The 21,888-nt window shown below is 71.1% G+C and carries 17 protein-coding genes, 1 pseudogene and 1 riboswitch; of the genes and pseudogenes, 5 read left to right on the top strand and 13 right to left on the bottom strand.

Annotated elements, in window-relative coordinates; genetic code table 11:
* Position 1: 1 nt before the first annotated feature.
* A complete protein-coding gene (cobM, locus tag ACTWQR_RS33840; RefSeq protein ID WP_443231022.1) occupies positions 2-820 on the bottom strand; it encodes a precorrin-4 C(11)-methyltransferase in 819 nt (272 codons plus the stop codon).
* Positions 821-927: 107 nt separating this feature from the next.
* Between cobM and ACTWQR_RS33835 the strand changes: the two are divergent.
* Positions 928-1,131 (top strand): annotated as a pseudogene (locus ACTWQR_RS33835) (permease); the annotation flags it as partial.
* A 152-nt stretch (positions 1,132-1,283) separates the two neighbouring features.
* Here the strand turns inward: ACTWQR_RS33835 and cobI are convergent.
* Genes cobI through ACTWQR_RS33800 form a run of 7 tightly spaced genes read right to left on the bottom strand, consistent with a single transcriptional unit; the run spans position 1,284 to position 12,314 of the window.
* Entirely contained in the window at positions 1,284-2,021 is a 738-nt protein-coding gene (gene cobI / locus ACTWQR_RS33830; RefSeq protein WP_443231021.1) for a precorrin-2 C(20)-methyltransferase, read from the bottom strand.
* The gene (locus tag ACTWQR_RS33825; RefSeq protein WP_443231020.1) at positions 2,018-3,526 is read right to left on the bottom strand and encodes a cobyrinate a,c-diamide synthase; all 1,509 of its coding nucleotides are present in this window, start codon (positions 3,524-3,526) and stop codon (positions 2,018-2,020) included. Before ACTWQR_RS33825 ends, cobI begins: the two co-directional genes overlap by 4 nt.
* Positions 3,520-4,119 carry a cob(I)yrinic acid a,c-diamide adenosyltransferase gene (cobO, locus tag ACTWQR_RS33820; protein WP_362085131.1) on the bottom strand — a complete coding sequence of 200 codons (600 nt, stop codon included), beginning with the start codon at positions 4,117-4,119 and terminating at the stop codon, positions 3,520-3,522. The genes ACTWQR_RS33825 and cobO overlap by 7 nt, the downstream gene beginning before the upstream one ends.
* Complete coding sequence (locus tag ACTWQR_RS33815) at positions 4,119-6,206, bottom strand: putative cobaltochelatase (RefSeq protein WP_443231019.1); 2,088 nt, start codon at positions 6,204-6,206, stop codon at positions 4,119-4,121. The genes cobO and ACTWQR_RS33815 overlap by 1 nt, the downstream gene beginning before the upstream one ends.
* On the bottom strand, positions 6,203-9,871 hold the full coding sequence (gene cobN / locus ACTWQR_RS33810; protein ID WP_443231018.1) for a cobaltochelatase subunit CobN: 3,669 nt from the start codon (positions 9,869-9,871) through the stop codon (positions 6,203-6,205). Before cobN ends, ACTWQR_RS33815 begins: the two co-directional genes overlap by 4 nt.
* Positions 9,868-11,376 carry a cobyric acid synthase gene (locus ACTWQR_RS33805; RefSeq protein ID WP_443231017.1) on the bottom strand — a complete coding sequence of 503 codons (1,509 nt, stop codon included), beginning with the start codon at positions 11,374-11,376 and terminating at the stop codon, positions 9,868-9,870. The genes cobN and ACTWQR_RS33805 overlap by 4 nt, the downstream gene beginning before the upstream one ends.
* Positions 11,373-12,314: a cobalamin biosynthesis protein gene (locus tag ACTWQR_RS33800; RefSeq protein WP_443231016.1), complete on the bottom strand. Its 942-nt coding sequence runs from the start codon at positions 12,312-12,314 to the stop codon at positions 11,373-11,375. The genes ACTWQR_RS33805 and ACTWQR_RS33800 overlap by 4 nt, the downstream gene beginning before the upstream one ends.
* Positions 12,315-12,436: 122 nt before the next feature.
* A riboswitch (cobalamin riboswitch) is annotated at positions 12,437-12,583 on the bottom strand.
* A 285-nt stretch (positions 12,584-12,868) separates the two neighbouring features.
* On the opposite strand from ACTWQR_RS33800, the gene ACTWQR_RS33795 reads away from it, so the two are divergent.
* Positions 12,869-13,090, top strand: coding sequence for a DUF397 domain-containing protein (locus tag ACTWQR_RS33795; RefSeq protein WP_443231015.1), 222 nt, complete (start codon positions 12,869-12,871; stop codon positions 13,088-13,090).
* Positions 13,091-13,358: 268 nt separating this feature from the next.
* Here ACTWQR_RS33795 and ACTWQR_RS33790 read toward each other — a convergent pair whose 3' ends face one another.
* The 5 genes from ACTWQR_RS33790 to ACTWQR_RS33770 form a co-directional block, all read right to left on the bottom strand.
* Entirely contained in the window at positions 13,359-13,874 is a 516-nt protein-coding gene (locus tag ACTWQR_RS33790; protein ID WP_443231014.1) for a hypothetical protein, read from the bottom strand.
* A 41-nt stretch (positions 13,875-13,915) separates the two neighbouring features.
* On the bottom strand, positions 13,916-14,773 hold the full coding sequence (locus ACTWQR_RS33785) for a helix-turn-helix domain-containing protein (RefSeq protein WP_443231013.1): 858 nt from the start codon (positions 14,771-14,773) through the stop codon (positions 13,916-13,918).
* Positions 14,774-15,133: 360 nt separating this feature from the next.
* Entirely contained in the window at positions 15,134-15,355 is a 222-nt protein-coding gene (locus tag ACTWQR_RS33780; protein WP_443231012.1) for a hypothetical protein, read from the bottom strand.
* Between the two features lie 39 nt (positions 15,356-15,394).
* Positions 15,395-16,636, bottom strand: a complete 1,242-nt coding sequence (locus ACTWQR_RS33775; protein ID WP_443231011.1) for an inorganic phosphate transporter — start codon at positions 16,634-16,636, stop codon at positions 15,395-15,397.
* A 186-nt stretch (positions 16,637-16,822) separates the two neighbouring features.
* Complete coding sequence (locus ACTWQR_RS33770) at positions 16,823-17,563, bottom strand: lysozyme (protein ID WP_443231010.1); 741 nt, start codon at positions 17,561-17,563, stop codon at positions 16,823-16,825.
* 197 nt (positions 17,564-17,760) lie between these two features.
* Between ACTWQR_RS33770 and ACTWQR_RS33765 the strand changes: the two genes are divergently transcribed.
* The 3 genes from ACTWQR_RS33765 (at position 17,761) to ACTWQR_RS33755 (ending at position 21,832) form a co-directional block, all read left to right on the top strand.
* Positions 17,761-18,474 carry a class II aldolase/adducin family protein gene (locus tag ACTWQR_RS33765; protein ID WP_443231009.1) on the top strand — a complete coding sequence of 238 codons (714 nt, stop codon included), beginning with the start codon at positions 17,761-17,763 and terminating at the stop codon, positions 18,472-18,474.
* Between the two features lie 194 nt (positions 18,475-18,668).
* Complete coding sequence (locus ACTWQR_RS33760) at positions 18,669-19,796, top strand: alpha/beta hydrolase (protein WP_443231008.1); 1,128 nt, start codon at positions 18,669-18,671, stop codon at positions 19,794-19,796.
* Positions 19,797-20,425: 629 nt separating this feature from the next.
* Positions 20,426-21,832 carry a hypothetical protein gene (locus tag ACTWQR_RS33755; protein WP_443231007.1) on the top strand — a complete coding sequence of 469 codons (1,407 nt, stop codon included), beginning with the start codon at positions 20,426-20,428 and terminating at the stop codon, positions 21,830-21,832.
* The last annotated feature ends 56 nt before the right edge of the window (positions 21,833-21,888 follow it).

The raw sequence follows: 21,888 nt of genomic DNA, 5'->3' as shown, positions 1-21,888 counted from the left end.
ATCACGGCGTCGCACCCCGCGTCCGCAGCGCTCGCCGCGCCTCCGGGTCGGCCTTGCGGAAGCCGTGGAAGTGGCCGGGGTGGTAGAGGTGCGAGCGCGTGCCGTGCGCGTCGAGGGCCGGGCCGACCAGGAACAGCGTGTGCTTCCAGAGCTTGTGCTCCTTGACGGTCTCCTCCAGCGTGCCGATCGTGCACTTCACGATCAGCTCCTCCGGCCAGGTCGCCTGGTACGCGACCACGACGGGGGTGGAGGTCGGGTAGCCGCCCTCCAGCAACTCCCGTACGAGCTGACCGCTGCGGGCCGCCGACAGGAAGAGCGCCATGGTCGTCCCGTGCCGGGCGAACTCGCGCACCTCCTCCCCGGGCGGCATCGGCGTCTTGCCGCCGCCGAGCCGGGTGAGGATCACGGACTGCGCGACCTCGGGAATGGTCAGCTCGCGCTGGGCGAGCGCGGCGACGGCGGAGAAGGAGGAGACACCCGGCACGATCTCGGTCTCGATCCCGATCTCCGCACACCGGTCGACCTGCTCCTGCGTGCCGCCCCAGAGGGCGGGGTCGCCGGAGTGGATCCTGGCCACCTTCAGCCCGTCCGCGGCGGCCCGCTCGTACACGGCGACGACGTCCTCCAGCGACATGGTCGCCGAGTCCAGGATCTCGGCACTCTCACGCGCGTGCTCGAGAACCTCCGCCTGCACCAGGCTGGCCGCCCAGATCACGACATCGGCGTCGGCGATCGCGCGCGCGGCACGGAACGTCAGCAGGTCGGCGGCGCCGGGCCCGGCCCCGACGAAGGTCACCTTGCCGGTGGGGGCATCGGCCATGGGATGGGGTCCTCTCCTACGAGACATCAGCGCACGTGCTCCGCCGGCCGCGGGGACGCGGGCGTGGGACATACCTGAACGGGGGGTCGATCGGACAACAAGGGCACCTGGCGGTGATCGTCGCGCTCGGCGCGTTCCTCATGCCGCCGTCCGGCGGCTGGACGGCGCACCGCGTCACCGACCGCCGCCACCTCGTACTCGGCCTGGCGGGCGACGAGACCTTCGGCGTACCGGCCGCGCGCCAGGCGGCACACGGGGCCGACACGAGCACCACCGCCCGGCCCACCCTGCTGTGCACGATCGCCGCGGCGGCCTTCACCTGGCTGGTGGTGGGCATCGCGGAACGAGAGGCCGAATGAGCGGCCGAATGAGAGGGCGTGTACGCGGCCACCGCGATCTCCACGGCCACCGCGATCTCCACGGCCTCTGCGGTCTCCGCAGCCTGCGCGGTCTCTGACGGAAGTCACAGCTTGCCGCCGCGTCCGCCGTCGCGCCGGGCGGGAGCGATGAGCGTCGAGAGGTACGGCAGCGGCCCGCCACCGTCCAGCTCCGCCGCGGGCCGGATCGACTCCTCGGGCAGTCCGAGCGCGGACCCCCACACGGCGTCGTCGACCCGCCCGGTCTCCCGCAACGCCGCGGCCACTTCCTCCGCGAGCCGCCCGAACTTGTACGCGACGACGGTGCCGGGCCCGTTGAGCGCGTCCTTGAGCACACCGGCCCCCGCCGTGACGGGAACGAGGGTCAGAGGCTCGGTCCCCTCGGTCAGAACGGCCCCGGACCGCGAGGCGAGATCCTGCATGGCGGTGATACCGGGCACGGTCTCGACGACGGTTCCCGGTACGAGGCGCTCGATGGTCTGGGCGAGATAGGTGAACGTGGAGTACACATTCGGATCCCCGATCGTCGCGAAGGCCACGGTGCCGTGGGCCCGCAACAGCTCGGCCACCCGCGCCCCGGCCGCGTCCCAGGCGGCCTCGCGCCGCCCCCGGTCGGACCGCTCGTTGAGGGCGAAGACAACCCGTACGACCTTCTCGGCGCCCACGTAATGCAACACGGTGGCCTCGGCACGCCCGAGCTCCCCGCCATCCATGACCGGCACGACAACAACATCCGCCGCGCGAAGGCAGTTGACCCCTTTGACGGTCACGAGCTCGGGATCCCCGGGCCCGACCCCGACCCCGATCAGTCTGCTGTTGCTCATGACCCGACACACCTCTCCACGAACCGACGGGCGACACCGGGCGCGGAAGCCCAGTGCGTGTGCAGATAACTCGCGTGCACACCCCGCTGTACGAAACCTTCGACCCGCCGCACCGGGCCACGAACCCCCCATGCGGGAGCCACCCCGGCCCCCGGCTCCACGACGGTCCGGTGAAACTCATGCCCGCGCATCCGGGTCCCCGCCTCGGCGAGCACACTGTCGGACACGGCGACGGCGTCCCGGTACCCGAGCGTCAGCCGCTCGTCCATCCGGGCCTTCGCATCGATGACCCCACACATGGGCTGCCCATCGAGCTCACGCGCGAGATAGAGCAGCCCGGCACACTCGGCGGCGATCGGCGCGCCACGCTCCGCGAGAGCGGCAACGGCTCGGCGCAGGGGTTCATTGGCGGACAACTCGGGTGCGTACACCTCAGGAAACCCACCCCCGATGACCAACCCGCGTGTCCCCTCGGGCAGTTGCTCATCCCGAAGCGGATCAAAGACGACGACTTCGGCCCCGGCGGCGACAAGCAGCTCAGCATGCTCGGCATAGGAGAAGGTGAAGGCGGGACCGCCGGCAACGGCGACGACGGGACTTTCCAGGCCCACCTGGCGTCCAGCCGGCCCGCCCGTCACTTTCAAGCCCGGTCCAGGCACTTCCAGCCCGTCCGGCGTTTGAGGACGAGGCCGTTCAGGCCGATAGGGGGCTCTGGGGGCGCAGCCCCCAGGGCTGGGAACGGGAAGGGGCGGCGGGGGCGAAAGAGCCACGACCTCAGCCGCATCCCAAGCCGCACCCGACAAAACCCCCGCCCCCCGAGCCAGCGCGAACAGCGCATCCAGGTCACACCCTTCCCGCACCTGCGAGGCCATCGCGGCAACAGCCGAAACCGCCTCCCCCCGCCGCTCGGCAACAGGCACCAGCCCCAGATGCCGAGAAGGAGTCCCCACCAGCGCGACCCGCCGCAACGCGCCGAGCACAGGCACCCCCGACTCGTCCAAAGCCTCCCGAAGCAGCGACTCATGCCGCTCCGAGCCGACCTTGTTGAGGATCACCCCACCGATCCGCACTTCGGGATCCCAGGAAGCGAACCCATGCACGAGCGCGGCCACGGACCGAGCCTGGGACGACGCGTCCACCACCAACACCACAGGCGCCCGCAAGAGCTTGGCCACATGAGCGGTAGAAGCCAACTCCCCTTCTCCGGAGGCCCCGTCGTAAAGCCCCATCACGCCTTCTACGACGGCGAGATCACACCCGCGCGCCCCATGGGCGAACAGCGGCCCGACCAACTCCGCCCCACACAGATACGCGTCGAGATTCCGCCCCACCCGCCCGGTCGCGAGCGCGTGATACCCGGGATCGATGTAGTCGGGCCCCACCTTGTGCGGAGACACGACAAGCCCCCGCGAGGCGAACGCGGCCATCAACCCCGTGGCAACAGTGGTCTTGCCGCTCCCGGAAGAGGGCGCGGCGATGACCAGCCGAGGAACGGACGTCACCACTCGATGCCCCTCTGCCCCTTCTGCCCGGCGTCCATCGGATGCTTGACCTTCGACATGTCGGTGACGAGATCGGCGAACTCCACCAACTTCTCCGGAGCGTTGCGCCCGGTGATCACGACATGCTGGGTCCCGGGCCGATCCCGCAGCACAGCGACAACCTCGTCGACATCGACCCAGCCCCAGTGCATGGGGTAGGCGAACTCGTCGAGCACATACAGCTTGTACGTCTCCGCGGCGAGGTCCCGCTTGACCTGCTCCCAGCCCTCGCGGGCCTTCTCCTCGTTGTCCATCTGGGAGTCGCGCTGCACCCACGACCACCCTTCGCCCATCTTGTGCCAGTCGACGGACCCGCCCTCACCGCTGGCCCCCAGCACGCGCAGCGCGTTCTCTTCCCCGACCTTCCACTTCGCCGACTTGACGAACTGGAACACCCCGATGGGCCACCCCTGATTCCAGGCCCGCAACGCGAGCCCGAAGGCAGCGGTGGACTTGCCCTTCCCGATCCCCGTATGCACCACGACAAGCGGCCGATTCCGTCGCTGACGAGTCGTCAGGCCGTCGTCCGGTACGACACTCGGCTGTCCCTGCGGCACTACGCGGCCCTCCTGCTGTTGCTCTTGCTGTTAGCTGTGCGGTTGCTCTGAACATCCCTGACCAGCCCGGCGATCGAGTCGGCCCGCAGCTCGTCCAACGTCACCGCGGTCCCGCCGAGCTCACCCGCGAGCTGCCCGGCCAGCCCGAGCCGTACGGGCCCGGACTCGCAGTCGACGACAACGGACGCGATCCCGTCGACGGCGAACAGCCGAGCCGCCCGCCCCGCGAGCGCCACCGGCTCGGGGCCACCCGTGGCCCGCCCGTCGGTCACCACCACAACCAGCGCCCGCCGGGCCGGATCCCGCAACCGCTCCACCCGCAACACGTCGTGCGCACGCAACAGCCCGGCCGCGAGCGGCGTACGCCCACCCGTCGGCAACGACTCCAGCCGCACGGCGGCCGCGTCCACGGAAGAGGTGGGCGGCAGCGCCACATCGGCCGCGGACCCCCGGAAGGTAACGAACCCCACCTTGTCCCGCCGCTGATAGGCGTCGAGCAGCAACGAAAGAACGGCCCCCTTCACGGCACTCATCCGCTGCCGAGCCGCCATCGATCCGGAGGCGTCCACGACGAACAGCACGAGGTTCCCCTCCCGCCCCTCCCGGGTGGCCTGCCGCAGATCGTCCCGCCGTACGACGAGCCCTGGCCCGGATCGCCCACGCGCCCGCTGATGGGGCGCCGCGGCCTGCACGGTCGCCGCCAAGTGCAGCTTGGTGAGCGCACCTTGGGGCCGCCGGGCCCCGGTGGTCCGCCCGTGCTCGGTCCGCGCCCGGGACCGCCGCCCGGCGGCCCCCTCGCCCAGACCGGGCACGGTCAACGCCTTCGCACGAAAGGGCTCGGCGGCCCGTACGGCCTGCTGCTCGCCGGAGCCGGCACCGGAAGCCTGCGGCTGCCCGGCCTCGCCCGCTTCCGGCTGGGCGGCCTCGTCGCCACCGGCTTCCTCACCACCGGCCTCGGGGCTGTCGGCCCCGTCCCGCGGCCCGTCCTGGGGAGGCTGCCCGCCGCCCCCGCCGGGCCCGTCCGGATCCGGATCGTCGTCGCCGGAGTCCCCGGATCCGTCCCCGCCCCCGGAGCCGTCCCCGAACTCCTCCAGCGTCTCGTCGAGCTTGTCCTCGTCGAGTCCCGGCGCGTCAAAGGGGTTCCGCCGCCGCCGATGCGGCAGCGCGAGCAGCGCGGCCTGCCGCACGTCCTCCGCCAGGACCTCGGTCCGCCCGGCCCACGCGGCCAGCGTGGTCGCGGTCCGGGCCATGACGATGTCGGCCCGCATACCGTCCACCTCGAAGGCGGCACAGGTCGCCGCGATCTGCCGCAGCGCCCCGTCACCGAGCCGCACGGACGGCAACAGCTCCCGCGCCGCCACGATCCGGGCCCGTACCGCCGACTCCTCGTCGGCCCAGCGCACCGCGAAACCCTCCGGGTCGTCGTCGTACGCGAGCCGCCGCCGCACGACCTCCACGCGCTGGTCGGGCTCACGCGAGGCCGCGACCTCGACCGTGAGCCCGAACCGGTCGAGCAACTGCGGCCGCAGCTCGCCCTCTTCGGGGTTCATGGTCCCGACGAGCAGGAACCGCGCGGCATGCCGTACGGAGACACCCTCGCGTTCGACGTACGAGGCACCCATCGCGGCCGCGTCCAGCAGCAGATCAACCAGGTGGTCGTGAAGGAGGTTGACCTCGTCGACGTACAGAATCCCGCGATGCGCGTCGGCCAGCAGCCCCGGCTCGAAGGCCTTCACGCCCTCGGCCAGCGCCCGCTCGATGTCCAGCGCACCGACGAGCCGGTCCTCGGACGCGCCCACCGGCAGCTCGACCATCCGCGCAGCCCGCGACACCCCGGGCCCCACCTCGTGCGGCCCGTCGGGACACGCCGGATCGGGCGAGGCGGGCGCACACGAGAACCGGCATCCGGCGACGACGTCCACCTCCGGCATGAGCGCCGAAAGGGCACGCACGGCAGTGGACTTGGCCGTGCCTTTCTCGCCACGTACGAGCACGCCGCCCACCGCGGGCGACACGGCGTTCAGCAGCAGCGCGAGCCGCAGGTCGTCCTGGCCGACAACGGCCGTGAACGGAAACGGAGTACTCACTGGTCGTCACCCTCCAAGTCGCCCTCGAGCTCCAGGTACGTGGCCCGCAGCCGCTCGATCGTCTCCGCGTCCGGCTCTGCCCACAGCCCGCGGTCCGCCGCCTCGAGCAGCCGCTCGGTGATCCCGCGCAGCGCCCAGGGGTTGGACTTCTTCATGAAGTCCTGGTTCTCGGCGTCGAAGACGTACTCCGCGCTGAGCTTCTCGTACATCCAGTCGTCCACGACCCCGGCCGTGGCGTCGTACCCGAAGAGGTAGTCGACGGTCGCCGCCATCTCGAAGGCGCCCTTGTAGCCGTGGCGCCGCATGGCCGCCATCCAGCGCGGGTTGACGACGCGGGCGCGGAACACGCGGTGCGTCTCCTCGCCGAGGGTCCGGGTCTTCACCTGGTCGGGTACGGCCGAGTCCCCGACATACGCCTCCGGACTCGCTCCCGTCAGATGGCGCACCATGGCGACCATCCCGCCGTGGTACTGGAAGTAGTCGTCGGCGTCGACGAGATCGTGCTCTCGGGTGTCGACGTTCTTCGCCGCGACGGCGATGCGCTTGAACGCCGTCTCCATGTCCCCGCGCGCCGCCCGCCCGTCGAGCCCGCGCCCGTACGCGTAACCGCCCCACACCGCGTACACCTCGGCGAGGTCCGCGTCGGAGCGCCAGTTGCGCGCGTCGATGAGCGGCAGCAACCCGGCCCCGTAGGCTCCCGGCTTCGACCCGAAGATACGGGCCGTCGCGCGTCGGCGGTCGCCGTGCTCGGCGGTGTCCTCGTCGGCGTGCGCGCGTACGTAGTTCTGGTCGGCGGGCTCGTCCAGATCCGCCACCGTCCGCACCGCGTCGTCGATCAGCCCGACCACGTGCGGGAACGCGTCTCGGAAGAAGCCGGAGATACGGACCGTCACATCGATGCGGGGGCGTCCGAGTTCGGTCACCGGCACGACCTCGAAGCCCATCACCCGGCGCGACGCGTCGTCCCACACCGGACGGCAGCCGAGCAGCGCCAGGATCTCCGCGATGTCGTCGCCCTGGGTGCGCATGGCCGACGTACCCCAGACCGTCAGGCCGACGGACTTCGGGTACGCGCCGGTGTCCTGGAGATACCGCTGCACGAGCGAGTCGGCGAGCGACTGTCCGACCTCCCAACTGAGCCTGGAGGGGATGGCCTTGGGGTCGACGGAGTAGAAGTTGCGGCCGGTCGGCAGGACGTTGACCAGTCCGCGGGTCGGCGAGCCGGACGGTCCCGCCGGGACGTAACCACCGTTCAGGGCCAGGAGGATGTGGTCGATCTCGTCCGTCGTACGGGCGAGCCGCGGCACGACCTCACGGCACGCGAACTCCAACACCGCGGTGGCGTCCGGAAGTTCGGTGCCGACGACCTCGCGTACGAGCGCGGGGACGGTCGTCACGTCCCAGCGGCGCTCCTCCATGCCCTCGGCGACCCGGCGGCACAGGATCTCCAGCAGGTCGATCGCGTCGGCGGCCGTGCGCGACGGTCCCTCGACGAGGTCCGTCAGCTCGACCGGCAGTTTCACCGGCGCACCCGGCTCGGCCAGCAACTCCTTCTCGACCAGGCCGAAATGGGACGCGAAGGAGGCGCGCAGACCCGGCAGCGCGTTCGCAGCGCCGCCCCACACCTGCGACGCCCGCAGCACGGCGAGGACGAGGTTGACGCGCGGCTCGGCCTCCGGGCCGCCGCCCAGGATGTGCAGCCCGTCGCGGATCTGCACGTCCTTGATCTCGCAGAGATACCCGTCGATGTGCATGACGAACTCGTCGAAGTCGCCGTCGTCCGGCTGGTCGTCCACGTGCAGGTCGTGATGCAGCTCCGCCGCCTTGACCAGGGTCCAGATCTGGGCGCGCACGGCCGGCGCCTTCGTCGGGTCCAGGTCCGACACCAGGGCGTACTCGTCGAGGAGTTGTTCCAGCTTCGCCAGATCGCCGTACGTGTCCGCGCGCGCCATCGGCGGGACGAGGTGGTCGACGACCGTGGCGTGCCCGCGGCGCTTGGCCTGAGTGCCCTCGCCCGGGTCGTTGACGATGAAGGGGTAGATGAGGGGGAGTTCGCCGAGGACGGCGTCGGGGGCACAGCCGCCGCTCAGCCCCAGTCCCTTGCCGGGCAGCCATTCCATCGTGCCGTGCTTGCCCATGTGGACGATCGCGTCCGCGCCGAACCCCGCTTGAGAAGATGCAGTCTCGAGCCACCTGTACGCCGCCATGTAGTGGTGCGACGGCGGCATGTCCGGGTCGTGGTAGATCGCGATCGGGTTCTCGCCGAAGCCGCGCGGCGGCTGGATCATCACGACGACGTTCCCGAACTGGAGGGAGGCCAGCACGATGTCGTCGCCGTCCACGTAGAGGGAGCCCGGCGGTTCGCCCCACGCCTCCAGCATCCCGTCGCGCAGCTTGGGGTCGAGCTTGCCGAACCAGGCCTGGTAATCGGCGAGCGGTACGCGGGCGGGGGCGGCGGCGAGCTGCTCCTCCGTCAGCCATTCGACGTCGTGGCCACCGGCGTTGATGAGCCGGTGGATCAACTCGTCGCCGTTGTCGGGATGCCCTTCGACGCCGTACCCGGCGTCCCGCAGCGCGTCCAGCACCCGGATCGCCGAAGCGGGCGTGTCGAGTCCGACCGCGTTGCCGACCCGGGAGTGCTTCGTCGGATAGGCGGTGAAGACGAGCGCGAGCTTCTTCTCCTCGTTCGGCTTGTGCTTCAACCGGGCGTGGCGCACGGCGATTCCGGCCACCCGCGCGGCCCGCTCGGGGTCGGCGACGTACACCGGCACGTCGTCCGGACCCTGCTCCTTGAAGGAGAAGGGGACCGTGATGAGCCGCCCGTCGAACTCCGGGATCGCGACCTGCATCGCGGCGTCCATGGGGGAGAGGGCGGCGTCGGACGCGGCCCAGGCACTGTTCGACGAGGTCAGGCAGAGCCCTTGCAGGACAGGGATGTTGAGGTCGGCGAGCGCGCCGATGTCCCAGGCCTCCTCGTCACCGCCGGCGGACGCCTGCGAGGCGTGCGTGCCGCCGGCCGCGAGCACGGTGGCGACCAGCGCGTCGGCCCGGCCGAGGATCTCGTACAGGCCCTCGTCGGCGCCGCGCAGCGAACCGCAGTACACGGGAAGGGCGTTGGCGCCGCGTGCCTCGATCGCGTCGCACAGCGTGTCGACGAAGGCGGTGTTGCCGGACAGTTCGTGGGCCCGGTAGAAGAGCACGCCGACGGTCGGGCGGCCGTCGACGAAGGCACGCTCGCCGTGGACGCCGTACTCGGGCATCTTCAGCGGCTCGGTGAAGCCCTCACCGGTCAGCAGCACGGTGTCGGAGAGGAAGCGGGACAACTCGGCGAGATTCTCCGGGCCCCCCTCGACGAGATAGCGCAGCGCCTCGGCGACGACGCCCGCCGGAACCGACGACTCGGCCATCAACTCCGCGTCCGGCACGCTCTCTCCGCCGAGCAGCACGGTCGGAATCCCGGACGACTGGAGGACGGCGAGCCCGTCCTCCCAGGCGCGCTTGCCGCCCAGCAGTCGTACGACGGCGATGTCCGCGCCCTCGAGGAGCGCGGGAAGCTCCTCCGCGACATCCACGCGGGTCGGATTGCCGATCCGGTACGCGGCGCCGGAGGCACGGGCCGCCAGCAGATCCGTGTCGGCGGTCGACAACAACAACACTGTGCTCATGCGGGCGCTCCCGGTGGAATGAAAGGCAGTCCTGTCGGCGCGCCGGACTCGATGAGCCGCCACAGCGCGTCCGTGTCCGCGTGTTCCTCGATCAGATCGCCGAGCCGGTCCAGCTGCTCCTCGCGCAGCGCCGCGAACGACGTATCGGCGGCCGGTACGAAGCGGCGGCCCGCGGCGGCCGCGACCTCGCGCAGGAAGGCCCGCCGGAAACCGTCCGACTCCAGCGAGCCGTGCCAGTGCGTACCCCAGACCTCGCCGACCCGGCAGCCGTCCAGGAAGGGTGTGCCACCGGTGACTTCGGCGACCCCGTGGTGGATCTCGTACCCCTCGACGGGTTCGCCGAGCGCCTCCCCGACGGGTCGGGTGAGGGTCTTCTCGCGCGCGAACCGCACCCGTACGGGGAGGAGTCCGAGTCCGTCGACGGCACCCGCTCTGGATTCGACCTCGTCCTCGATGTGCTCGCCGAGGACTTGGAAGCCGCCGCAGATGCCCAGCACGGGGCGCCCTTCCGCGGCTCTGCGCGCGATGGCCTCCGCGAGTCCGCGCTCCCGCAGCCATTCCAGGGCCTTGACCGTCCCCCGGGTCCCGGGGATGACGACAAGGTCGGCGTCGGCCAGTTCCTCCGCCCTGTCCACGAACCGCACGACGACGCCCGGTTCGGCGGCCAGCGCGTCCACGTCGGTGAAGTTGGACATCAGGGGGATCGCGCAGACGGCGACCCGGAGTACGTCCGCGCCGACGGGCGGAGCCACGACGGATTCCCGTACAGCCCCCCGCATCGAGACCCGCAGCCCGTCCTCCTCGTCGATACCGAGGCCGTGCCGGAAGGGCAGGACGCCGTACGAGGGACGCCCGGTGAGATCCCGGAGCATGTCGAGGCCGGGCTCCAGCAGTGAGACATCCCCGCGGAACTTGTTCACGAGGAACCCGGCGACGAGCGCCTGGTCCTCCCGCGACAACAGCGCCACCGTGCCGAAGAAGGACGCGAAGACGCCCCCGCGATCGATGTCACCCACGACGAGAACGGGCAGCCGGGCATTCCGGGCGACCCCCATGTTCACGATGTCCGTCCGCCGCAGGTTGATCTCGGCGGGACTGCCCGCCCCCTCACAGATCACCGCGTCATACGTGCCCCGCAACTCGGCGAGGCACTCCAGCACGGTCCCGAGGAGCCGTTCCTGCCGTCCTCCGTGGTAGCCGCGCGCTGTCATCTCGCCCACGGGCTTTCCCATGAGAACGACCTGGCTGCTGCGGTCGCTGCCCGGCTTCAGCAGCACGGGATTCATCAGCGCGGTGGGCTCCACGCGCGCGGCCTGTGCCTGCATGGCCTGCGCCCGCCCGATCTCCGCGCCCTCCCGCGTGACGAACGAATTGAGGGACATGTTCTGCGCCTTGAAGGGCGCCACCTTCACGCCCTGGCGCACCAGCCACCGGCAGATCCCGGCGGTCACGACACTCTTGCCCGCGTCGGACGTCGTACCGGCGACGAGCAGCCCGCCACTCATGAGTCCCCCCGCTTCAGCAGCATGCGCCCCGCGACACTCACGCCCAGGGCGAGCATGCTCACCCGGCGCGAGAGCCGCACGGCCCGCTCGATGTCCCCGACCTCAACAGGCCGCCCCGCACCATTGAGTACGGGCCGGTGCTCGACCCTTCCCGCGTACGAGAGGGTCCCGCCCAGCCGCACGCCGAGCGCCCCCGCGAACGAGGCCTCGACGGGCCCGGCGTTGGGGCTCGGATGCTTGGCGGCGTCGGCTCGCCAGGCACGTACGGCCCCCCGTGGACTGCCGCCCGCGGCGGCGGCGAGCACCGCGGTCAGCCGTGCCCCCGGCCACCCCGCGATGTCGTCGAGCCGCGCCGAAGCCCACCCGTACCGCCGGTACTTGGCCGACTTGTGCCCGACCATGGCGTCCAGCGTGTTCACCGCCCGGAACCCGACGAGCCCCGGCACACCACCCACGGCCCCCCACACCAGCGCGCCCACGACGGCGTCGGAGGTGTTCTCGGCGACGGACTCGACCACGGCCCGGGCGATCCCGTCGGCGTCCAGCGCCTGCGGATCCCGCCCGCACAGATGAGGCAGCCGCTCCCGGGCCGTCTCGATGTCCCCGGCGGCGAGCGCCCCGCCGATGGCTCGGGCCTCCCGGCCGAGGGAGGTTCCCCCGACGACCGCCCAAGTGGCGGCCGCGGTCAGCGCGATGGAAGCGGTACGTGACGTGCGTACGGAATGGGCGGCGGCACCCGCGAGGGACACGGCACCGCCGACGCACACAAGGGCATGCAGCGCGCCCCACCCCCGGTGGTCCCGCCACAGCACCCGCTCCACGGCTCCCGCGGCCCGCCCGAAAGCGGCGACCGGATGCCCCCGGCGGGGATCGCCGAGCAGCAGGTCACCGAGGAGGCCGGCGGCGGCGCCGTACGCGAAGACGCGATCGGCACGCATCGGATCAGCCCGCCGTTACGTAAGGCAGATCCCTCGTCCGAAGCACCCTCGTACTGGGCACACAGGTCCACAACAGGCGGCCGCACATGGCGATATGTCCTCACTCAGGGTGTCCACGCCCTGGTTCGACGAGACCGACGGCGAGAGTTCCTGGCTCCCGGGGGATCGATTCCCCGGTAACAGTGGCGGGACCGCGCCGGATTCGCACCGGCTTCCTCTCCTGCCGTCGTACATGGCCCCGGCAGTCCACCACGGCCCGCGAACAACCGTCAACTTGCTGTTGACCTGCGAAGCTGCGGTGTGCTGAGCCCCACACCGCTGAAATATCGTCAGTCGTCCGAATCGGCGCTTTCTGGGCTCTTTCCGGGCGGGAAAGCGGGGAAGACTGGAGGAACGGCAGTACGAACACTGAGAGCGCCGACGAGCGGCATTGGGTATTTCGTGGCGGGGAGACGAACCTGGTGTGGCCGAGCCTCCGCTGCCTCGGGCAGTGGCCGGACACGGCGCTCGGGTCGTCGCGGTGAGGACGCTGTGTCGGTGCGCTGACTGGTGAGGTGGAGGTCGGTGTGGTCGGCAGGGAGCCTTCGGCACGGGTGTGGACCAGGAGTAGTTACTCGAAGGACGAATCCGGCGACTGTGTGGAAGTGGCCGTAGAGGGGGCGCGCGTTCTGGTGCGCGATTCGAAGCGACGCGAAGGCCCGGTACTCGTCTTTCGCCGGGTCACTTGGTGTGGTTTGCTGGCTGAGCTTGAGAACCCGGCAGCGGACGGTTTCTGAAGATCCGTCCAAGGGACGGGAGGGACCCACATGGGAGACAGGGCCAAGGAAGTCTCGGCACGTGCGGGAGGTGCCCATCCGCCGCGCACTTCCCTGTCGGCGGCCGCTCCGCTACTGCTTTTCTCCCTGTCGGCGGGCGTGCTCGCCGTGGGGGTCGGCGCGCTCGCGGCGCTGCTGGTGCCGGGAGCCGAGGCGCGGGTTCTCGTCTGGGTGAGCGTGACCGTCCTCGCCGCCGCGGGCGCCGGGCTCTGGTGGGGGATCACTCCGGTCACGGAGCGTCTCCGGGCCCTGAACCGGGCTCTGGCGGCAGTTCGCCCGCGGGACTCTGGGGCCCGCTGACCGCGGAGGACCGCGCGACTTCCGAACGACCGCGCAGAACCTTGCCCACGCCGGCCGCGAGGGCGGTGACGACGGCAGCGCCCAGCGCACCCAACACCGTTGTGGTCAGGGGAGTCAGGGAGCCCATCCGGAGGCTGGGGGCGATCCGGGCGGACACGGCGATGCTGAACAGGAGGATGCTGCCGCATGCCGTGCCCAGCAGCAGACGGACCGCAAGTAACCGTATTTCGCCATCGACCCGTGCGCTCTCCACGTCGATGAGCGCCTCGGCCCACTCCCGCCGCTGCATGGCGTACGCCTTGAGCGCGCTGTCGTCGATGGGAACAGTGCCGTCCTCGCCCGGGTCGGCGGTCGTCTCCGGAGGGGCACCCGAGGGCTCGCCCGCCGCCACGAAGCGGGCCGCGAGCAGCCCCCTGCACCACTCAAGGAACCCGAAGACCGCCATGGGCCCTCCCCGTTGTTTCGCCCGGGTCGTCCCTCCCGGGGTCAGGTGTTGTCGAGACTCTCCTTGACCGCGTCGATCAGCTCGATCATCCGGTCGCCTTCGTACGCCTTGTTGCTGATGTCCTCGAAGCACTCCTGGTAGCGCGCCGTGAGATCCAGGTCGTCACGGTTGGACACGCTGCCGGTGGGGCCTTCGAGGTAGAGCAGGTCGTCGTCGTCCTTGAAACCGAGCAGGATGAACGAACTGACCAAGCTGTAGTGCGCGCCCGCCGAGAAGGGCAGCACCCGCATGGTGACGCGCGGGTGCTCGGACAGTGTCTTGAGATGTTCCAGCTGCCGCCGCATCACCCCGGGGCCGCCGATGACCCGCCGGACCGCCGACTCGTCCAGCACGATCCCCACCTCCGGCCCTTGCTCGCCGTCGAAGCTCCGCTCCTGCCGGGTGGTGCGCAGTTCCGCCGACCGCCGGGCCTCCTCGTTGGTCGAGCGGGGCGCCACCTGTGCCATCGCGTAGTCCTCGGTCTGGAACAGGGCCGGGATGAGCGTCGGATGGTAGATGCGGATCGAGGTCGCGGCGCTCTCGTAGCCCAGGTACTGCGCGAACTGCGGGCGCACCATGTCGCTGTACGGCGCCCACCAGGACAGCCCCTTCGAGCCGCGCGCGGCCTCTTCCAGCTCGGCCACCAGATGCGCCTCGGTGACGTCGTACTGCTGGAGCAGCGCGCGCAGGTCGGTGACGCTGATGCTGACCGTCCCGGCCTCCAGCCGGATCAGTTTTGACAGGGACCATTCAAGGGCATTCGCGGCGTCCCGCTGAGTGAGGCCGGCGTCCTCACGGGCCTTGCGCAGTTCGATTCGGAGCCTGCGTCGATTCAGGCTCGGATCGATGTCCCTGGCCATGGCGCTCCCTGCTGCATGTCGTCTTCGACTGGTCGAGCGGCCAACGTCGAGTAGCAACTTCCTCATAGAATAGGTTAGTTGGGTGTCGGCGGCTAGCTGCCGTCCATTCGACACATGTCGCTTCGACGAGGTCGCGGTGCGGTGTAGACCTTACCGTACGTAACGACCAAAGTCGTACATATGGGGATGCCCCGGACGCTTGATCGTCCGGGGCATTCGCACAAGAGGTAAACGGAGAGACGCCGACATAGTGGCGGGGCGCGCGGGGTGGTTGACCGGCGCGCGGGGGCAGCCGACGAGCGGCGGAATCAGGCGACGATCGGGCGGGGTCAGGCGACGATCGGGCGGGGCCGGGCGGGGTCAGGCGACGATCAGATAGATGCCGTACGCGACTGCTGCCGTACACGCCGCGAAGCACGCGTACGCGCCGGTGAGCGCGAGGGCCGCGGAGTTGCCCTGGGCGGAGGCCGTCTCGCGCTTGGAGAGGCCGACGATGCCGAGGGTGAAGAGGCCCACGAGGGCGACGGTGACGATGAGGCTGACTCCGAAGACGGAGCCGAGGGCTGCCCAGTCGATGTGCACTGTTGTTGCTTCTTCCGGTGGGATCGGATTCCGGTGGGCTCAGACCGTGGCCGACGGCGTCGACTGGTTCGTCGCGGCCTCGGTGGCGGGGGTCTGGACGGTGGCCACGACGTCCTCGTCGACGCCCGCCGGAGGCGGTGTGACGGCCGCCATGGCGGTGGTCACCACGCCCGCGGGCTCATCGGCGTCGTTGACGTTGGTGTGGTCGATCACCTGGCGGCGGGAGGCCAGCCAGATCCAGGCGCTGGAGCCGACCAGGAACACGGCGACGGCGCCCGTACCCCAGCCCCCGAGGGAGGTCAGGTACTCGGCGAGGGCGGCCACCAGGGCCGCGGCCGGCAGGGTCAGACCCCAGGCGACGAACATCCGGGTGGCGGTGGACCAGCGGATCACCCCGCCCTTGCGGCCGAGACCCGCGCCCATCACGGCGCCGGAGACCGAGTGGGTGGTGGAGAGGGAGAAGCCGATGTGCGAGGAGGCCAGGATGACCGTGGCCGCGCTGGTCTGGGCGGCGAAGCCCTGCTGCGGCTGGAGGTCGGTCAGGCCCTTGCCCATCGTGCGGATGATGCGCCAGCCGCCGAGATAGGTGCCGAGCGCGATGGCCAGACCCGCGGAGAGGATGACCCAGACCGGCGGGTCCGAGTCGGGGGCGATGGCGCCTCCGGCGACCAGGGCCAGGGTGATGATGCCCATCGTCTTCTGGGCGTCGTTGGTGCCGTGGGCGAGCGAGACCAGGCCGGCGGAGGCGATCTGCCCGGCGCGGTAGCCCTTCGCGGAGGACTTCTCGTCGATGTTCCTGCCGGCCTTGTACGTCAGCCGGGTGGCCAGCAGTGCGGCGAGACCAGCGACGATCGGCGCGGCGACCGCGGGGATCAGGACCTTGGTGACGAGCACGTCGCCGTGGACGGCGTCCAGGCCGGCCGAGGCGACGGTGGCGCCGATCAGGCCGCCCATCAGGGCGTGCGAGGAGCTGGACGGGAGTCCGACGAGCCAGGTCAGCAGGTTCCAGAGGATGGCGCCGACGAGCGCCGCGAAGATGACCTCGGGTTGTATGCCGTCCTCGTTCACGAGCCCTTTCGAGATCGTGTTGGCGACTTCCACGGAGAGGAAGGCGCCGACAAGGTTCAGGACGGCCGACATGGCCACCGCGACCTTGGGCTTGAGGGCACCGGTCGAGATGGTGGTGGCCATCGCGTTGGCGGTGTCGTGGAAACCGTTCGTGAAATCGAACGCGAGTGCAGTGATCACCACAATCGCGAGGATCAGCGAGAAGTTTTCCATTTACCCGAACTTCTGTTGGACGTCATTGGCTCGTGGACCGTAGGCAACCTGGATGAACGGAAAGTGAACTGAGGCAGGCTGCAAGGTGACCCGATAGTAGTGCCGCCACTCCACTTGTGCCGGAGTGGCGGCGAGGGGCCCTCGAGCGGAGGCGGAACCCAGGGCTCCGCCATCCTGACTACCTGACTACCCCTTGGCGAAGTTCTTGAGCTGAGCCTTGGACCCGTTGAAGAGATTCTGGTCCCCCGGCAGGCTGCCGCTGTTGTCGTGCTGCCAGAACGTCCAGAACCTCCAGCCCGACGGCAGCGACCCCGCCGACGAGCTGTAGCGGGCCAGCCACAGCGGATGGTTGGAGGCGAAGGCGGCGCTGTTGCCGGTGCACATCTTCCACCAGTTGTAGTTGGTGTAGATCACCGGTCGGCGGCCGGTCTGCCGCTTCACCTCGTCGCTGAAAGACTTGATCCAGCTGACCATCTTGCTGTTGCTCAGCCCATAGCACTTCTTCTTGCCGTACGGGTTGTACTCGATGTCCAGCGCGGGCGGCAGCGTCCAGCCGTCCGCCCGCCAGCCGCCCCCGTTGCGCACGAAGTACGCGGCCTGGGCCTTGCCGGACGACTTGTGCGGCAACGCGAAGTGGTACGCCCCGCGGACCAGGCCCGCGCCCCGCGCACCGTTGTACTGCTGCCCGAAGTACGGATTGCGGTAGGTGGTGGACTCGGTTGCCTTCACGTAGACGAACTTGGCGCCTTTGCTCTTCGCGCTCGACCAGTTGACGTTCTTCTGGTGCGAGGAGACGTCGTGTCCCTTGGGCTTGGCGGCCGCCGAGGCCGGCACCTCCAAGAGAGCGGTTCCGCCCAGTGCCAGGGTCGCGACAGAGGCCGCGACGAGGCGGGCGCGAGGGCGGGACGGTTTGCGATCACGAGCCATGTTTCCCCCCGGAATGGCGACGCGCACGAAAAATCTCCCAGAGATTACTGGAAGGTCCCTGAAAGGCCGTCGGATGCCGGTCATTTGCTCGCGGCGGATTATTTGTCCCTGTCTGTGACCTTTCGGATGCATGGATTCCGCCCTAAAGTGCCCTCGCCCGCGCGGGGTTGGGACACCCGGCTGGCAGGATCGCGGGCATGGCTGAGCAGCGGCGGGACACAGGGAACGGGCGGGACGCGGGGGAACGGGGTGCGCCTCGGGCGCGCGAGGCACTGGAACGGGCTTGGGGTGACCTCGTGGCGACGGCCCGCCGGACCGTGTCCGACGGTCTGGTCGTCGGTACGTCGGGCAACGTGTCGGTGCGCGTCGGGGACACCGTCCTGGTCACGCCGACCGGAGTCCCGTACGACCGGCTGGCGCCCGAGGACATCTGCGGGGTCGCCCTCGACGGCCGACGGGTCCTCGGTTCACTCGTTCCGACCAGCGAACTGCCCATGCATCTCGCGATCTACCGGGCCACCGACGCGCGGGCCGTCGTGCACACCCACGCAGTGCACGCCACGGCCGTCTCGACCCTCGTCACGGAGCTGCCGCTCATCCACTACATGGCCGCCGCGCTGGGCGGCCCCGTCCGCGTCGCCCCCTACGCGACCTACGGCACGGAAAAGTTGGCCGAGAACATGCTCCAAGCCCTGCGCGACCGCACCGCCTGCCTCCTCCAGAACCACGGCACCCTCACCTACGGCCCCACCCTTGCCCAGGCCTACGACCGTACGGCCCAACTGGAGTGGATGTGCCGGGTGTGGCTGACGGCGTCCTCGCTCCCGGGGCACACGCCCACGCTCCTCTCCGAGGCGGAGGTACGTGAGGTGGGGGAGCGGTTGCGGGGGTATGGGCAGCCGGAAAGCTGAGGCGTCTCGCTCCTGCCCCCGGCCGCCACGATCCCCACCGCGACGGCGCTCAGCCGGGGCGCACCATTCCGGCGGTGCCGAACCCGCCGCGTCCCCCACGGATCCACCGACCAACAGCAAAGGACGGCGGGCCGCACCAAACACCCCGCCCCGCTCCACTGGCCGACAGCGGGCTCCCTCAGGAGACTGGACCCGTGAAGCCGACGACCGCAGCCGTCACCACCGCCCTCACCGTTGCCATAGCCGGCGCGGCCACCGTCGCAGCGGGCCGCTTCGCCAGCGACGCCGCCCTCAAGGCGCCGCCGGGCAAACCACTGCCCACCGAACCCCGTCTCACCGTCCACGCCACGGCCGCGGGCCGGATCACCCTGACCCGCGCCCTGGCCTCCCAGCGCCCGGGCGTGTACGGCCTGAGCGGCGACGGCAGCCACGCGGTGGTCGGCCCGCTCCTGAACGCCGCCCCGCACTCCGCCGACACCGTCGTACGCCGCCTGGAACGCGTCACCCACGGCACCCTGGAACCCGGCGAAAGGGTCTGGTTCACGCCCGCCGTGCACATCGGCGACCCCAGCACCGCCCTCGGCCTCGACCACACCGACGTGGACGTGCCGGGCGAACTCGGCGTCCTGCCCGCCTGGTTGGTGCCGGCCGCCCGCGACACCTGGGTGATCACCGTGCACGGCCTCGGCGCCACGCGCGAACACCCCATGAACGTCATGGAGTTCCTGCACCGCCACCACTTCCCGGTCCTCGACCTCGCCTACCGCGGCGACCTCGGCGCCCCGCGTCCTGCGGACGGCCTGAACCACCTCGGCGAAACGGAGTGGCGCGACCTGGACGCGGCCATCCGCCACGCCGTGCGCCACGGCGCCGAGCGGGTCGTTCTGCACGGCTGGTCCACCGGCGCCACCATGGCCCTGCGCGCCGCCGCGCACTCCGCGCTGCGCGACCGGATCTCCGGCCTCGTCCTGGACTCGCCCGTCCTCAGCTGGGAGGCCACGCTGCGCGCCCTCGCCACGGCCCGCCGCACCCCCGGCGCCCTGCTGCCGCTGGCGGTCCGCGCCGCCCAGGGCCGCACGGGCCTTGGTGCCGACCGCATCCAGGGCGCCGCCGACCCCTATCGGCTCAAGGTGCCGGTCCTCGTCCTGCACGGCCCCGACGACACGGTCGCCCCCTGGGGCCTCTCGCGCCGCCTCGCCGAGCGCCGCCCCGATCTCGTCAGTCTGCACACGGTCCGGGACGCCCCGCACGGCGCCATGTGGAACGCCGACCCGGCCGGCTACGAAGAAGCCCTCCGCCGCTTCCTCACCCCGCTGATGTAGCCACCCCCTCGGCTCCCGCTTCCGGCACTATCTCCGTGGCCCGCGCCGCGGGCCACCTCTTTGGCCCCAGCACAGGCCGACCTTCCGTCGAAGCCTCCGCCGAGGTACGCCCTGGACCACTGCGCAGCCCGCAAGCCCGCAAGCCCGCAAGCCCGCAAGCCCGCAAGCCCGCAAGCCCGCAAGCCCGCAAGCCCGCAAGCCCGCAAGCCCGCAAGCCCGCTCCCCGGCTCACCTCATTGGCGCGCTCCCGAGGCTTCTCCTCAGCCCGTTCCCGGCCCGCCTCCTCGTTTCCGTTCCCGGGCACGTCTCCGTGGCCCGTTCCCGAGGCACCTCTTCAGCCTGTTCCCGGCACGTTTCCGTGGTCCGCTTCCGAGGCACCTCTTCAACGCATTCCCGAGCCGTCTCCGTGGCCCGTTCCCGAAGCCACCTCCTCAACCCGCTCCGGGGCCACCCCCTCGACCCGCCCGGGCGCTTCCGGTCACCCCGGCCACCGAGCTTCCGTTTAACCCCGTACCACCTGGTCGTTCACCCCCAACGAGCGCTCGCCGAACACGGTGCGTTGGCCACCCCTGTCGCCCCGCGTGACATTCCGTTTGGGTTTTCGGACCGTCAACCGGAAGACTGCCCCCGTGACGTCCCGTATCCCGCGCGACTCCAGGCTCCGACTCGTCCGCCCGCGAACCCTGGCCGCCGCCCCCCGAGCGATGACCCAGCGGCCCACGCGCCGACCCGCACCCCGCCCGCCCGAGGGCACACCGGCACCCGCGGAACTCGCCCGTATGGCGCGCGCCCAGCTCGCCGGCGCGGCCCGCGTCGCCCGCTGGGCCGACACTGCCCTGAGCCCTGGCAGGGGCCAAGGCGGCGCGGCCTCGGACGGCCAGGGCAGCACCCTCTCCGAGGCGACCGCCCAACGGGCCGCCACGGACCTGGCCCTGAGCCCGGCTCAGGTCCGCGCGGACTGGGACACCGCACGTCTCGCGGGTCTCGTCGAGGTGCACGGCGGCATCGCGCGCCCCGGCTGGCGGCTGCGTGCCTGGCACCGCGACGACAGCGCCGTACTGCGCGGCTGGGTCGCCCTCTTCGACGCGTGGTCGATCGCCCACCCCGGCCCCGACGGTCACGAGCCCGCCGCCGTCGCCGAGGTCGTCTCGGCCATGCCCCAGGTGCTCTCCTTCCTCCAGCTGTCCGCCGGACAGGTCCCCGTTCCCCAACTCCTCGACCTGCTCGAACAGCGCGTCACAGAACTGCGCACCGAGCGCTGCGAAATCCCCTACGGCCCGCAGCCCGAGCCCGCCGAGCGCCCCGCCGAGGACACCCCGCCGGCGCCCCTCCTGGACTGGGCCCTGCACGCCCTGGCCGCCGTGGGCGCCCTCACCTGCGCCGACGGTCAGGCCACGCTCACCCCGCTCGGCAGCTGGGCCGTCTGGGTCAAGCTGGAGCAGATCTGCGTCGCCGCGCAGAGCCCCGCCGGGAACATCGAGCAGGGCGCCGAGGACATGCTCCGCGGCTGCGCCCAGCTGCGGCCGAACGCGGCCCGCGCCGAGTACCGCGCCTGGCTCGCCGCCCGCCCCGTCGGCAGCGCCGTCACCGAGCTCCTCGCCGCCGCCCGCGGTGAGGACGCCCTCCTGCGCGGTCTCGCCTTCGAGGCTCTGCGCGTCGTCGGCGCCCCCGCCGAGCCCGACGTACGAGCCGTGGCCGACGAGACCTACCTGCGCCCGTACGCCCTGCTGTGGCTCGCCGAGCACGACGGGCACGACCCCGAGGACGCCCACGAGGTGCTCACCCGCGAGGAGGCCACCTGGCTGTGGGTGGACACCGCCGCGGCCGTCGCCGACCACGGTGAAGCCCCGCTCCTCGTACGGCACTTGGAGTCCGCCATACAGCCCACCGTGCCCGCGCTCCTCGACGAGGTGCGCGCGGTCGGCCACCCCCGCACCGTGCAGGTCCTGGTCGCGCTCGCTGCAGCCCACCCCGACCCGGCCCTCGCCAAGGCCGTACGACGCGCCGCCTTCCAGGTGCACACCGGGGGCAGCTGAGCGGGCCCGGCCGGGCGGACGAGCAAGCCGTCAGACGCTTGATCCGGGGGCAGAAC

It is taken from the genome of Streptomyces sp. 2A115 (genome assembly GCF_052245575.1).
In the GTDB taxonomy this organism is placed as follows: Bacteria; Actinomycetota; Actinomycetes; order Streptomycetales; family Streptomycetaceae; genus Streptomyces.
The sequence above is the reverse complement of the archived record's forward strand: the minus strand, read 5'-3'. Positions and strand labels throughout refer to the sequence as shown.